This window comes from Enterococcus villorum, assembly GCF_007990225.1.
In the GTDB taxonomy this organism is placed as follows: domain Bacteria; phylum Bacillota; class Bacilli; order Lactobacillales; family Enterococcaceae; genus Enterococcus_B; species Enterococcus_B villorum.
Genome location: NZ_BJWF01000003.1, coordinates 105,653 through 119,524, shown reverse-complemented (window position 1 = coordinate 119,524; position 13,872 = coordinate 105,653). Strand labels below are relative to the sequence as shown.

General features: G+C 35.3%; 12 protein-coding genes, 1 tRNA gene and 1 other annotated feature. Of the genes, 11 read left to right on the top strand and 2 right to left on the bottom strand.

The genetic code is table 11. The annotated features are described in order from the left end of the window. On the top strand, nucleotides 1–1,005 hold the full coding sequence (lplA, locus tag EVI01_RS02640; RefSeq protein WP_010751523.1) for a lipoate--protein ligase: 1,005 nt from the start codon (nucleotides 1–3) through the stop codon (nucleotides 1,003–1,005). A 247-nt stretch (nucleotides 1,006–1,252) separates the two neighbouring features. On the opposite strand, the gene EVI01_RS02635 is transcribed toward lplA, so the two are convergent. Then, nucleotides 1,253–3,103 (bottom strand): GHKL domain-containing protein, encoded by a 1,851-nt coding sequence (locus tag EVI01_RS02635; protein ID WP_010751522.1) that lies wholly within the window; start codon nucleotides 3,101–3,103, stop codon nucleotides 1,253–1,255. A gap of 217 nt (nucleotides 3,104–3,320) precedes the next feature. Between EVI01_RS02635 and EVI01_RS02630 the strand changes: the two genes are divergently transcribed. From EVI01_RS02630 to EVI01_RS02610, 5 genes are all read left to right on the top strand, one after another. Next, on the top strand, nucleotides 3,321–3,854 hold the full coding sequence (locus EVI01_RS02630; protein ID WP_010751521.1) for a signal peptidase I: 534 nt from the start codon (nucleotides 3,321–3,323) through the stop codon (nucleotides 3,852–3,854). A gap of 75 nt (nucleotides 3,855–3,929) precedes the next feature. Continuing rightward, nucleotides 3,930–4,616: an O-methyltransferase gene (locus tag EVI01_RS02625; RefSeq protein WP_010751520.1), complete on the top strand. Its 687-nt coding sequence runs from the start codon at nucleotides 3,930–3,932 to the stop codon at nucleotides 4,614–4,616. Nucleotides 4,617–4,796: 180 nt separating this feature from the next. Beyond that, a tRNA-Arg gene (locus tag EVI01_RS02620) sits at nucleotides 4,797–4,870 on the top strand. A gap of 449 nt (nucleotides 4,871–5,319) precedes the next feature. Continuing rightward, nucleotides 5,320–5,679, top strand: coding sequence for a DUF1304 domain-containing protein (locus EVI01_RS02615; protein ID WP_010751519.1), 360 nt, complete (start codon nucleotides 5,320–5,322; stop codon nucleotides 5,677–5,679). A gap of 129 nt (nucleotides 5,680–5,808) precedes the next feature. Next, complete coding sequence (locus tag EVI01_RS02610) at nucleotides 5,809–7,428, top strand: SulP family inorganic anion transporter (protein WP_010751518.1); 1,620 nt, start codon at nucleotides 5,809–5,811, stop codon at nucleotides 7,426–7,428. 60 nt (nucleotides 7,429–7,488) lie between these two features. Here EVI01_RS02610 and EVI01_RS02605 read toward each other — a convergent pair whose 3' ends face one another. After that, on the bottom strand, nucleotides 7,489–8,139 hold the full coding sequence (locus tag EVI01_RS02605; protein WP_010751517.1) for a uracil-DNA glycosylase: 651 nt from the start codon (nucleotides 8,137–8,139) through the stop codon (nucleotides 7,489–7,491). A gap of 151 nt (nucleotides 8,140–8,290) precedes the next feature. Beyond that, nucleotides 8,291–8,367 (top strand) — a sequence feature (ribosomal protein L21 leader region). Nucleotides 8,368–8,386: 19 nt separating this feature from the next. On the opposite strand from EVI01_RS02605, the gene rplU reads away from it, so the two are divergent. From rplU to EVI01_RS02580, 5 genes are all read left to right on the top strand, one after another. Continuing rightward, nucleotides 8,387–8,695, top strand: coding sequence for a 50S ribosomal protein L21 (gene rplU, locus EVI01_RS02600; protein WP_010751516.1), 309 nt, complete (start codon nucleotides 8,387–8,389; stop codon nucleotides 8,693–8,695). Nucleotides 8,696–8,723: 28 nt separating this feature from the next. Next, nucleotides 8,724–9,068 (top strand): ribosomal-processing cysteine protease Prp, encoded by a 345-nt coding sequence (locus tag EVI01_RS02595; protein ID WP_010751515.1) that lies wholly within the window; start codon nucleotides 8,724–8,726, stop codon nucleotides 9,066–9,068. 12 nt (nucleotides 9,069–9,080) lie between these two features. After that, on the top strand, nucleotides 9,081–9,374 hold the full coding sequence (gene rpmA / locus EVI01_RS02590; protein WP_010751514.1) for a 50S ribosomal protein L27: 294 nt from the start codon (nucleotides 9,081–9,083) through the stop codon (nucleotides 9,372–9,374). Between the two features lie 467 nt (nucleotides 9,375–9,841). Next, a complete protein-coding gene (locus EVI01_RS02585; protein WP_010751513.1) occupies nucleotides 9,842–10,813 on the top strand; it encodes an alpha/beta hydrolase in 972 nt (323 codons plus the stop codon). Nucleotides 10,814–11,013: 200 nt separating this feature from the next. Continuing rightward, nucleotides 11,014–13,848 carry a sigma-54-dependent transcriptional regulator gene (locus EVI01_RS02580; protein WP_010751512.1) on the top strand — a complete coding sequence of 945 codons (2,835 nt, stop codon included), beginning with the start codon at nucleotides 11,014–11,016 and terminating at the stop codon, nucleotides 13,846–13,848. Nucleotides 13,849–13,872: the final 24 nt, after the last annotated feature.

The window sequence follows — 13,872 nt, the reverse complement described above, 5'->3', positions numbered from 1 at the left end:
ATGATTTTTGTACCGAATGATAAGCATGATCCACGTATTAATTTAGCAATTGAACATTTTTTACTACAAGAAATGCCGGTAGAAGAGCCAATTTTACTTTTTTACATCAACGAACCATCAATTATTATCGGTCGCAATCAAAACACTATTGAAGAAATCAATAGAGAATATGTGGAACAACAAGGAATTCACGTTGTCCGTCGTTTAAGCGGTGGAGGCGCTGTTTATCATGATTTAGGAAATTTAAACTTTAGTTTTATCATGCCTGATGACGGCAATTCTTTCCGCGATTTTGCTAAAGTGACAAAGCCAATCATTCAAGCATTACATGAATTAGGTGTATCGGGGGCTGAATTGAAAGGACGTAATGATTTAGTCATCGATGGCATGAAATTTTCTGGAAATGCAATGTATGCCACAAATGGTCGGATGTTTGCACATGGAACGATTATGTTTGATTCAGACATCAATGAAGTAGTCAATGCGCTAAAAGTGAAGAAAGATAAAATCGAATCTAAAGGAATTAAATCGATTCGTTCACGTGTAACAAACATCAAACCGTTTTTACCTAAAGAAAAACAAACAATGACAACAGACGAATTTCGTGAAGCGATTTTACTAAAAATATTTGGTGTCGACTCAATGAAAGAAGTCAATACGTATATTCTAAAAGAAGAAGATTGGCAAAAAATCAATGAGATTTCAAAAGAGTATTATCGCAATTGGGACTGGAATTATGGCAAATCACCAGACTTTAATTTTTCTAGACAAAAACGTTTCCCAATTGGATCAATTGAAGTTCATCTGAATGTATCGAATGGTTTAATTGAAGAGGTAAAAATCTTTGGAGATTTCTTTGGATTAGGTAACATTGAAGACGTAGAAAACGCCTTGATTGGGCAAAGATACGACAAAGATATTTTAAACGAAGTAGTGAAAACAATTGATGTGAAAAAATATTTTGGTGCTATTGAGCCAGATGATTTACTCGCTCTTTTGTATTGATTCTTAATTTTTAGTTTTAAAGAAGAAGGCGGTTGTGAATAGTCTGACTTATATCAAGCAATAAGCCCCAACGGAAAAGGAAAAACATGAGAAGTTGTTTTTCTTTTCCGTTGGGGCTTATTATCACGAAAGCAAGCCTTGTTTATTCGTTTTAAAGTTTTGAGGTAAGGTGTTATCTTGCACTTTATTCCTATAAGTAGTAAAAAAATTCTTCTTGATTTTTTTTACTGCCAAAGGATTATTTAGGCTAGATACTCTTTTTTTGATTTCTTTTGGTTAAGTGAATGATCAATCGATCCACTTCATTATCTTTTTCCTGCTTCAAGGAGCCGGCGTATCGTTCAGCCACATCTTGGATCATCATTAAGTCAAATCGTTCTTGTTCATCAAAGTTTTCTGTAATCCCTTCTGAGAAAAGATTTGTTTCATAATTTGAGCTATGTTCACAACGAATGAACAATTGATTTTCTTTTTCTTGCATGGATAAATAGATTTTTCGATGCACAGGATCTTCAATCGCATGTGTTTCTCTAAAAGAATGTTCAAGTAAATGAATCAGTATTTGTGTGAGGTCGTCATCATTAATTGGCAACACTTCTGGAAGATCTGCTTGAAATTGAACCTTGATATTTCTTTTTGAAGCTATTTCTTGGTAACGAGCCAATATAAGGTTTGTTAATTGATGAGAGGAATACGAAAAAATAAATTCAAAGTTTTGGGCTTTCGTTAAAATTTCTTGCACATAGTTTTGCGCTTTTAATGGCTGATCTTCTTCAATCAATGTAGCTAAATTTTCCATGTTTTGAATCAATTCAAATCTTAATGTACTAATTTCTTGAATGTGGTCTCGTAAGTGATCATAATGTTGTTCGAGTAAGTCTGATTTAGTTTTCAAAAAATTAACGGTTCGCTGATGTTTATCAAAGCTAGTGATATAGTCAATAATATTGTAGCCAATAATAATGACTAAAATGAGCATAAAGAGAATCGTTGACCAATTAATATTGGAATAATAGATGCCTAGAGCAGGTTGAATATAAAGCATACAGTGGAAAATGGCAATTAATACAATCCAAGGCGTACACGCAATAAAAAATCGATTGTTGCGGTAAGCTTCGCCCACGCAAACCAAGGAAGTAACTAACGTACTAATCACACTAACTCCATTGACGATAGGCATCAACTCTGTCAATTCACTAGAAGACAGTAGTGCATAAAAGAGTACACCAAGCTGTACCGTCAGCTGGAATAAACAAAATAAACCATATATTTTTTTATAGTGAATCATACGTGATAAATAATACAATACAAGAAATACTGAAGTTAAGATATTAAATATATCAGACAAAGTGGAATGAACAAACGGCTCGAAAAGGATACCACTTAAAATGTCTTCTGATACAGATTGAAATCCTAAAACAAGAGCAAAACAACTGAGGATAATAAGTGAAAGATCCAATGATTTTTGTTTGTAAAGCGTAAAAATTGCGTAAAACAACATACCAATGCTTAAAGATATGGCAATGATCATCGTGACAACTTGTGGAATGGATTGTGAAAAAATAAAGCTGATAATCGGACCGGTTTTCCCTACATAAATTTTTGGGGGAATCCCTGCGTAATTTTCATATGGGGAAGAAACTTCAATTTTTAAATTTTTACCAGCGTAATTTGGGGGTAAATCAACGACTGCTAAAGATAAGCCAGGGCCGTCTTGTTGCTTTTCAGTTGTTCGATCATATAAAATCTGATCATTTAGATAAACTTTTATCCACTGATGATTTCCTCGAATCACTAAATTGGCTTCCTTGATTTCATCTTTTAATAGCGTTTGCATAACGAAAGTTTCGTTTCTTTCCACCATAGGAAGATAGTTAATATATTGACTATCAAAACGGTATTCTGGATCGTCTTTTGAGTAAAATACCCACGAATTTTTTATTTCTTTCACTTTTCCACTGTCAGAAGGAGTAAAGATATAGTAAAAGAAATAGACCGTAGTTATTAAAAATAACGAAGATAATATAATGATAAACAACCATTTTGTATTTAAATTATTGGTTGTTTTTTTATTATGTATGTTATTAAAAAACTTCATGTGTGTTCCTTTCTAAAACTAATATTTTTTTTAGGGTAAACGTTTTTTTCATTCTAGTCAATTGTTAACTTGCATAAAATTAGATAACTTAAGTTATTTTATTGTTCTTGTTAAATTTTTCTCTTTTTTTCTTTGAAGAATATATAATTAAAATTGATAAAATTTATTCGTTATTATATGATGGTAGAAAATAATCAATTAATGGGAGTGAAAGACAATGCCAGTTTATAAAAAAATAACCTATGTGAGTTCCATTACATTGATTGTTCTTTTAGCAGTCGTCTTGAGTATTGTTTTGCTTCCTAAACTATTTGGCATAACGACGCATATTATTGAAGATAGAGGAATGAGCCCTTACTATAGCCAAGGGAGTTTAATTTACGTACGGCCGAAGAAACCAGAGGAATTATTAGTTGGAGACGTCATCACTTATTATGAAAATTCTGGGGAACAAATCATTACTCGACGTGTTATTGCGGTGGGAGAAGATCACCAAAATTTTTATACTAAAGCAGATAGTGCTTCACAAACTGAATCTGGTGTTGTAGGACAAAGATACATCATTGGAACACCGATTTTTCAAATTCCTTATATTGGTATATTCTTATCTAAGGCAGCGTTTGTTTGGATGCGTTGGCTGTTTTTAGGGATTGCCTTTTGTTTGACTGGGATTACTGCCTGGAATATGTTTGATGAATTTGAAAAAAAGAAAAACTCCAATCGCTTTTTTACCCAAGATGAGCAGGAGTAAAGCAAAAGAAAAGACATTTGTCGCTTGTGGATTAGTTGAGTTCTTCGTATAATGTGTGAGAAGAGGAGGCAAATTATGCGTAATGAAATGATGCATCGTCCTGTTGTAAAAGAAGAGTTGGTTGATTTTATGCGGACAAAACAAAAAAAACTGTCTGGCGAGTTAGGGAAAATTGAAGAAGAAGCGCATTTAGCAGAAGTTCCAATCATTCCGCACGAGACAGTTGTTTTTTTGCAATTTTTACTAGGACAGTTAAAGCCCAAAAACATATTGGAAATTGGTGCAGCAATCGGGTTTTCTTCTAGTTTAATGGCTCAATTAATCAGTGAAGAAGGTCATGTCACAACGATTGATCGCTTTGATGTCATGATTAAAAAGGCGAAAGCAACTTATGAAAGATTGGGACTAACTGAAAAAGTCACTTTACTGGAAGGTCAGGCTGCCGATATTTTACCCGAACTTTCGGGACCTTATGATTTTATTTTTATGGATAGCGCCAAATCCAAATACATTGAATTTTTACCAGAATGCTTACGCTTATTAAAAAAAGGTGGCGTATTGATGGTTGATGATATTTTTCAAGGTGGTACGATCCTACTAGCCGATGAAGAAATACCAAGAGGTAAACGTGCGATTCATCGTAAACTAAATGAGTTTTTACAAGTCGTCATGTCTCACCCAGATTTGACATCTACTTTAGTGCCACTAGGTGATGGCGTGATTTTAATTACAAAAGAACAAGAACAGATAATTTTAGAATAATTTTGATCCTAGTGTTGCGACAAAAAGTTTCCTTTTTGTCGTGCACGCATAAAAAACATTCTTTTCGTACGAAAGTTAAAAGATAATCTCTTATCTATTGCAAATTTATCGATAAAATAACTATTTCATATTGACAGAAACAAAATGATTTTATATAATTATTTTTGTTCCGAAAAGCTTGTCATAGTAGCTCAGCTGGATAGAGCATCCGCCTTCTAAGCGGACGGTCGGGGGTTCGAATCCCTCCTGTGACGTAAATAAACCGTTAGAAACGTTTGTTTCTAACGGTTTTTCGTTTGTTTTGTGCCAAAATGTGGGGCAAGAACTTCTTTTTCGTGAGCACGTCAAAAATTATCTCTTCTTCGGACAGAATAAAAAATTTTTGATGCCCAGTGGTTAAAGCAACGATACTCTTTCTTTAGAAATGATAAAATCTACAGTGTCAAACAACTATTTATGTAGATGTTTGGTGGTTCGTTTAAAAAATTGCTCGAGCATTCACTTTAGCATTGTACTAGTCAAATAGAGCTATTTTTTATTTGACATATGGATGGGGACTCTTTAACTAAAAATGGGGCATTTTTCTTCTTGGTTGAATAAGTTCTTATAAAAGTTTAGTATGTTTGATTTTTTATTTTTGATGGATTCAGCTATACTTATTCCAACCGTTAATAGGTGAAAAGAGTAAAGGGGGAAAAAGGGTATGTCATTATTTTCACAATTGATTATTACGTTGGTGGCTGTTGAATTTTTCTACATTATGTATTTAGAGACATTTGCCACGGCATCAAAAACAACGGGGCGAGTATTTAAACTAAATAAACAAGAATTAAATCATCCAACCGTTCAAACTTTGCTTAAAAACCAAGGAGTCTACAATGGGTTACTTGGAGTTGCTCTGTTATATGGGGCTTATTTTTCATCTGCTCCAAAAGAAATTTCAGCTTTGTTATTGATTTATATTTTATTGGTAGCAGCTTACGGAAGTCTGACCAGTGATAAGATGATTTTGCTAAAGCAAGGCGGACTTGCGTTCGTCGGTCTAATTACTCTTTTATTATAAATTAGCCTTATTCTGCCGGAATTTTCATGAAAGATTCTGCAATTTTATAAAAACATGACATAGCTGAAAAAAATATGCTATCCTAGTACTCGTGTGCTTCATAAAAATGATAAAAAAGGAGTCTCTAGGTTGCTAAAAAAATATGTTTTATTATTAAAAGAAGAATTTGACGGATATAATCGTTTAAAATTCCAAAAAGATTTATTAGCAGGGATTACTGTTGCAGCAGTTGCCTTACCTTTAGCATTAGCTTTCGGAGTTTCTAGTGGAGCAGATGCTGCAGCTGGTTTGATTACCGCTGTTATTGCAGGACTGATTATCGGTGGGCTATCGGGTGGCTTTTATCAAATTTCAGGTCCGACTGGTGCAATGGCTGCCATCTTAATGTCCATTGCAGCTTCACAAGGGATGTCCGGTGTATTGCTGGCTACTTTTCTCGCAGGTTTTTTATTATTACTAGCTGGTATTTTTAAATTAGGAACACTTACTTCGTTTATCCCAGCACCTGTTATCACAGGTTTTACTTCAGGAATTGCTATTATTATTGCCTTAGGACAAGTGGATAATTTGTTTGGCGTGCACTCTCAAGGCGCAAACGTTATTGAAAAGTTAAGTAGCTACCAAGCTCTTGGTTTTCCAATCAATCTTTCAGCAATGATTATGGGAATAGTAGTGATTGTTGGTATGCTCTTTTATCCTAAAAAATGGGCGCAAAAAATGCCTAGTTCTTTATTGGCGATTATTCTTGCGACGATGGCGATGTTATTGTTTCAATTACCGATTGCAACAGTTGGAAAAATTCCTCAAACTTTGATTAGTAGCCACCATTTGACACTGGAAGCTTTCCACATGTCTGCTTTAAAAGAAGTTATGATACCAGCAGTGAGTATCGCACTACTTGGAATGGTGGAGAGTTTACTTTGCGGAGCTTCAGCTGGACGAATGGCAAACAAACCATTAGATAGTAACCAAGAACTAGTGGCTCAAGGAATTGGAAACTTAATTTTACCTTTTTTCGGTGGGATTCCAGCGACTGCGGCGATTGCTAGAACGAGCGTAGCAATTAAATCAGGAGCACAAACAAGATTAGCGGGTATGATCCACGCCTTTATTTTATTCTTATCTATGGTTGTTTTGGCTCCGATCATGTCAAGTATTCCTATGCCAGCTTTAGCTGGTGTGTTGATTGTCACCGCTTGGCGTATGAATGAATGGGAAACGATCAAAGAATTATTTACAAAGAAACATTGGTCTGCAATCTTCTTATTTTTGCTTACTATGGGATGTACAGTTGTTTTTGATCTAAGCATTGCTATCATAATCGGCATTATTGGCGGTTGCATTTTCTTTGTTATCAAAAGCGCCGTAATTACTATTGTTGCTGAGAGGATCGATTGGCAACGAATGAATTTACCAGAAACAAAGAAATTAGAAAATTGGACAGTTGTTTATATCAGCGGTCCCCTATTTTTTATGTCAGCAGAAAAGTTAAAGAATACTTTGGAACAGCTAAACCACAAAGATGGGATTATTTTTTCTATGCGTGGAGTGCCTAGTATTGATCTAACTGCTAAAGCAATTTTTGATGAATTTCAAGAAAAAGCGGAAAGTAGAGGGCAAGCAATTATTTATACTTCTATGCAACCAGAAGTTGAGAAGCAATTACAGCACTTATGGAAAAACGAAGGGTTTGAACAACATCCAACTGTGGCTCATGCGCTCTCAGCTTTGTATCAACAATATACTTAATAATAAAAAGCAGAAGACGTCAATTGTCTCTGCTTTTTTAGAATTTTAAAAAATTACCTCTTAAATTTCATCGCTTTTTTTTAACCATTTGGCTAATATTAGCCAATCGTTATGGATGGTTTCTGCTAAGGTCCGATTGTAAAAGATAGCTGCTGGGTGAAAAAGTGGTAAGACTTGATAATTTTTTTGACTCCATTCATAAGCATCCATTTGCTCGTTAAGCCTTAAAATAGGGCCGGTATACAATTGTCCATGATTTTTTGAAATGGTATAAGAATGACCTAATAAGCGTTGCAATCCAATATTCCCTAAAGTAGCGATCAGTTTTGGTTTTATACGTTCAATTTCGTAATCCAAGATAGGAGCGTGAGCGAATACTTCCGCTTTTGACGGCGTACGGTTGGGATAGACAATTTCCATTTGCTGTGTCCGTTTATTCACTCGTTGCACTGTACGATAGGGACGACTTCGAACAGCGCTGGTGATATAAACATCTTCACGAGATAGACCAGCCAGTGAAAGTGCGTGCATTAATTCTTTGCCCGCTTGACCACTAAAGGGAATATGGTTTTCAATTTCTGTTTTCCCAGGCGCTTCACCTACCAACATTAGCTTAGGTTGGCGTGGTCCTTGACCAGCAACAAAACCTTCTACTGGTCGATTTTTCATTCTGGCTGTGGCTTCTTGAACCAATTCCTCAGGGTAATTCATTACTTAACCTCCTTTGACTTTTCTATTCTTTATTATAAATAAGAAAAAAGAAAATGGCGATTGAATCACTTGTTAGAAAGAAGTTTACATTATTTAGAGTTGACGGATATGTTTGTTTTATGGTAATCTAGTACTGTTGTAATTGTGTACTCCACAGCTACAACCGCACAGAACGAGTTTAAGAAGTACAGGTAACTGTCACTCTGGATGGCGAGTCTAAGTCTATTATAAGGAGGTGCTTTATAGCATGTACGCAATTATTAAAACTGGTGGTAAACAAGTAAAAGTTGAAGTTGGACAAACAATCTATGTTGAAAAACTTGACGTTGAAGCAGGCGAAAAAGTTGTATTTGACGAAGTTATTTTAGTAGGTGGCGAATCTACAAAAGTAGGCGCTCCGACAATTTCTGGTGCAACTGTTGAAGGAACTGTTGAAAAACACGGCAAACAAAAGAAAGTCGTTACTTTCAAATACAAACCTAAAAAACATTCACACCGTAAACAAGGTCACCGTCAACCATACACAAAAGTGGTTATCGACGCAATCAACGCTTAATTAGCGCTTGAGAAAGAAGGCCTGAATAATGATCAAAGGAACATTTAAACGTAATGACGCTGGTCAGATCGTTTCATTTACTTTGACAGGGCATGCCGATGCTGGTCCTTATGGCAGTGATATTGTCTGTGCAGGAGTTTCTGCACTAGCAATCAGTACGGTCAATGGGATTGCCGCATTAGCTGGTTTTGAGCCAATTGTCGAAATGAATGAAGAAGAAGGCGGTTATTTATATACCGAAATCACTTCAGGAATGACACAAGAACAAAACAATATTGCCGAAATTCTATTAGAAAATCTCTTATTGGGATTACAATCAATAGAAACTGAAAATTCAGAATATATTCAAATTGAAACAATCAATGATAAATAGGAGGTGCAGACCATGTTGTTATCAATGAATCTACAATTATTTGCCCACAAAAAAGGTGGCGGTTCTACATCTAACGGACGCGATTCAGAATCAAAACGTCTAGGTGCGAAACGTGCGGACGGACAAACTGTTACAGGTGGATCAATTCTTTACCGTCAACGCGGTACAAAAATCTATCCAGGTGTAAACGTGGGTATTGGTGGAGACGACACTTTATTTGCTAAAGTTGATGGTGTAGTACGTTTTGAACGTAAAGGCCGTGACAAAAAGCAGGTATCTGTTTATCCAGTCGCTCAAGAAGCTTAATAAATAATTAGCCTTATTCCTTTTTAATTAAAGGAGTAAGGTTTTTTTGTGCCATTAAAATTGCATGCTATTTTTAAACAGTAGACAAACTTCATTTTCTTGTAAGGATTGTGTATTATTTTGGAGAAGGTGCTTTTAGTTCAACCTGTGTGATAGTTTTCTTTGCTTCCGTGTGTGCCTTTTAGAGAGGTACTCCTTTGTTTTGTTAAAATCAGTGGAAGCAGGTGAAACCTTAACCGTGGTTGAAGAGGAAGCCAAAGCTGTTTTAGTTATTGAAAAAAATACTTTAAAACGATTTTTTCAATAAACTTTTTTTCTGCTCCTAATCTTTTGTCGCAGGGAACTGATGAATCAAAACCCTCATTAATTTTATACAAACCATAATTTTTTGATAGAGGGTAGTGGCAAAATTGGGTATACTTAACCAAGAAAAGGACAAAAATTAGGATGCTAAAGGGGGATTTAAAGTGTTTGTTGAAACATTTTCTTTTGATAAAACTGCTCACGCAAGTTTGACCGTTTATTTGCATGAGGAAAAACCAGAATTTTCACGGGTGGGGAAACGACCGTTTGTATTGGTTATTCCTGGAGGCGGTTACAATTTTTGTAGTGAACGTGAAGGTGAGCCGATTGCGTTACAGTTTCTGGCTCATGGTTATCACGCAGGGGTGTTACGTTATCATGTTGGAGAGCATCGTCATTTTAAAAAAGCATTAGAAGATGGAGAAAAAGCACTAGCTAAAATTGACGCTTTAGCACAAGATTGGGCAATTGATACGGACAAGGTTGCTGTGCTTGGTTTTTCTGCTGGTGGACATTTAGCAGCAGCAATGTCCAATTTATTAGAAAGAAAACCGAGTTTGTGTTTATTGGGTTATCCTGCAATTTTAAAATCCTTTAGTGAGGTCATGCAAATAGATGCCCCTTCTTTGGAAACGACAGTGAGTCATAACACACCACCGACATTTTTGTTTTCTACCTTTGAAGATAATGTTGTTCCGATTGAAAATTCTTTGCGCTATTTAGTTGCATTGGAAGAAAATGAAGTGCCTTTTGAAACGATGATTTTTCAAAAAGGGAAACACGGTCTTTCCTTGGCATCTGAATGGTACGGAGCAAAAGAAGAAATGGTGGATCAGCGTTTTGCTCGGTGGTTCAACAGCTGTACGGAATGGATGGAACTAAATTGGAATCAACCGAAACAAGACAATGAAAATAGAAAGATTTCTGAACGACCGATTAAAGTTTTTTGGAGAAAAGCGACTAGCCGTGAATTAATTTTGGACTATTTTCCACATTGGAAAGACAAAAGTCGTTATAATTTAGTCAAAAATTTGAGTTTTACAGATTTGGCAAATATGTTTCCAGAACGTTTCCAAGAAAAAGAACTAGAACAACTTTTTAAAAAATTAGCCTTGATTAATAATGAGAATGTTTAAAATAAATTGAAATAAATAAACAATATTTGCGTAGCTATAATGTAAGAATAAAATTCTTAATTATAGCTATTTTTATTGTAGCTGGGAAAAAACGTTTAGGAATTAATATAAATAGTTGACGAAATGAATTTTAATAACTAATATTATAGATTAGAGTAAAAAGCTAGAAATGGGATTAGTATAGGGAAGGAGTGGACGTTTTGGCCAAACGAATTGATCGAATCTACGCATATGTCAAAGAAAAAACTGCCAGTTCACTTGAAGGGAATGGGAGTGACGGTGTCACTACTAAAGAAGTCGCTGATGCTCTAGGGATTCAACGTGCCAATGGGAGCAAAGATTTGAATCAGTTAGTGCGAGAAGGTAAGCTGGTAAAGACAGATAGTAGACCTGTTCGCTACACCTATAATTTACAGTCAACGACTTATAAGAAACCGTTATCAAAGCATGTTCCTAGTTATAAAGAAAAATATATAGAAGAAAATGAACAAGAGAGAATACGGTTAGACACGAAAGATATTTTTTCGAAGATTATCGGTGCCAATGGAAGCATGAAAAATTCTGTTGAACAAGCCAAAGCAGCCATTCTCTATCCACCTAAAGGATTGAACTGTTTAATCACAGGACCAACTGGTTCAGGAAAGACGTACTTTGCTCATGCCATGTTTCATTTTGCTAAAGCGAATCATGTTATTACTGATGAAAATGAGTTAATTGTTTTTAATTGTGCGGATTATGCGAATAATCCAGAATTATTGATGAGTCATTTGTTCGGACATGCAAAAGGGGCTTTTACGGGAGCGCTTGAAGAAAAAACTGGAATTATTGATGAAGCGGATGGCGGTATGTTGTTTTTGGACGAAATTCATCGTTTGCCACCGGAAGGACAAGAAATGGTCTTTTACTTTATGGATCATGGTACTTACAGCCGGTTAGGGGAAACATCTAAAACCCATCACGCCAATGTTCGAATTGTAGGAGCGACAACGGAAGATCCTGGTTCTTCTCTTTTGGAGACTTTCGTACGAAGAATCCCAATTAATATCCAACTACCTTCTTTTGAGAAACGTCCAGCAAATGAAAAAATTGATTTAGTTAAAATTATGATTGCTCATGAAGCCAATCGTATTCAGCGAAAAATTTCTCTGACCGAAGACGTAGTGAAAGCCTTGATTGGTAGCGTCACCTATGGAAATATTGGACAATTAAAATCAAATATCCAATTAGTGTGTGCTCGTGGCTTTTTAAATCATATCAATTCATCGAAAATTTCCATTACCGTTGATGATCTGACTGAAGGTATTAGAAGTGGTTTGATACAGTTAGCAAGTAACCGAGGAGAAATGTCAGAACTATCCAAGTTATTGGAACCAAAAATCACGGTTTACCCGAATGATACAATCATGAAAATTCAATCAGATTCCTACGAACTTCCCTATAATCTTTATGATATCATTGGAGATAAAGCGGCTTTGCTAAAGTCTGATGGTTTAGACCAAGAAGCGATCAATCACTTTATTTCAACAGACATTAATATTCATTTAAAGTCATTTTATAAAGATCATGGATTTTCATTTAATGCAGACAATAAACTAGCTGAATTTGTTGATCCGAAAATCATTGAAGTAACGAACCAAATTTATGTTATGGTAAAGGATACTTTGCCTTATGAATTTCAGCAAAATTTTATTTATGCCATGAGCCTTCACATTAGTTCTTTTTTAAAAAGGATTAATATCGGAGAAGAACGACATACCAATGATAATATACGCGAAATGGCGATTGATTTTCCCACAGAATACGAAGTCGCAAAAAAAGTTAGAAAATATATTGAGAACTATTTCCAAGTAACGATTCCTGAGAGTGAAGATTATTATTTAACTGTTTTAATTGTTTCTTTGAGAGCGAATCAAGCGAGTGGACGAATTGGTGTCGTTGTTGCAGCTCATGGAAATAGCACAGCAAGCAGTATGGTTCAAGTTGTTCAACAATTATTAGATGCAGATAATGTTCGGGCTGTTGATATGCCTTTAGATATGGATCCTAAAACAGCTCTTAGTCGAATTGAGCGCACCGTTCAAGAAGTCGATGAAGGCAGTGGAACGATGTTATTAGTAGATATGGGGTCACTTGCTTCATTTAATTCTCAAATTCAACGAGATACTGGGATTCCTGTGAGAACTGTTGACATGGTGACGACTTCTCTTGTGTTAGAAACGGTGCGAAAAGTTTCTGTATTAGGAACAGATTTAGATATGTTGTATGAATCTTTGAAAAATTTTCGCGGGTATGCAGAAATATCAATGGAAGAAAAAAATGAGCCTGTTTCATTTAGAAAAAAAGCAATTGTAGCAATTTGTGCATCAGGTGAAGGCACCGCACAAAGGATTAAAGAGTTAATCGAACGTGCTGTAAGTAAGCGACAAGAGATAGAGTTGACGGTTTTAGCACTTTCTGTGGTCGAATTGGAAAAAGAGTTGCCTAAAATAGAAGAGACTTATCAAATTATTGCTACAACTGGTATCACTGATCCGAATATTTCTGCTCCTTTTATTCCGTTGGAGCGCTTTATTGATCAAAGTATCGAGTTGATCTTGGATCAATTATTATTGGAAGCCGAATTAGATGAGACAGAAGAGGTTCCGTTAAATGAAGAGGCAGCTAAACAAACCTGTTTAAAATTTATCGACCAAAATTTTACATTCATCAATGGGGCTAAATTGATTGATCCGTTATGGACGTTTAGTAATGAAATAACGAAAACAATTGCAATTGAAAATTATGGTTATGGCTTTGAAATCAACTTAGTTTTGCATACAGTAGGTATGATTGAGCGTATTTTACTAAATGAACCACTTAGTGTAGAACAAAATGAATTAGAAGATGCGATGGCTGACCCACTTTTTCAAACGATTCAGCAAGTCTTATCAAAACTAGAAGAAACAATTCGCTTCAAAACGCCGGTTTCAGAAGTGTATTATCTATTAACGTTAATTCGTAATGAATTGTCAAAAAATGAATACACTAATTTATAAACACACAAAAAAGATACACTGTTT

What these genes read in the sequence shown, in the direction of transcription:
- lplA (WP_010751523.1), top strand. Translation starts at nt 1, where the DNA reads ATGATTTTTGTACCGAATGATAAGCATGATCCACGTATTAATTTAGCA.
- EVI01_RS02635 (WP_010751522.1), bottom strand. Translation starts at nt 3,103, where the DNA reads ATGAAGTTTTTTAATAACATACATAATAAAAAAACAACCAATAATTTA.
- EVI01_RS02630 (WP_010751521.1), top strand. Translation starts at nt 3,321, where the DNA reads ATGCCAGTTTATAAAAAAATAACCTATGTGAGTTCCATTACATTGATT.
- EVI01_RS02625 (WP_010751520.1), top strand. Translation starts at nt 3,930, where the DNA reads ATGCGTAATGAAATGATGCATCGTCCTGTTGTAAAAGAAGAGTTGGTT.
- EVI01_RS02615 (WP_010751519.1), top strand. Translation starts at nt 5,320, where the DNA reads ATGTCATTATTTTCACAATTGATTATTACGTTGGTGGCTGTTGAATTT.
- EVI01_RS02605 (WP_010751517.1), bottom strand. Translation starts at nt 8,139, where the DNA reads ATGAATTACCCTGAGGAATTGGTTCAAGAAGCCACAGCCAGAATGAAA.
- rplU (WP_010751516.1), top strand. Translation starts at nt 8,387, where the DNA reads ATGTACGCAATTATTAAAACTGGTGGTAAACAAGTAAAAGTTGAAGTT.
- EVI01_RS02595 (WP_010751515.1), top strand. Translation starts at nt 8,724, where the DNA reads ATGATCAAAGGAACATTTAAACGTAATGACGCTGGTCAGATCGTTTCA.
- rpmA (WP_010751514.1), top strand. Translation starts at nt 9,081, where the DNA reads ATGTTGTTATCAATGAATCTACAATTATTTGCCCACAAAAAAGGTGGC.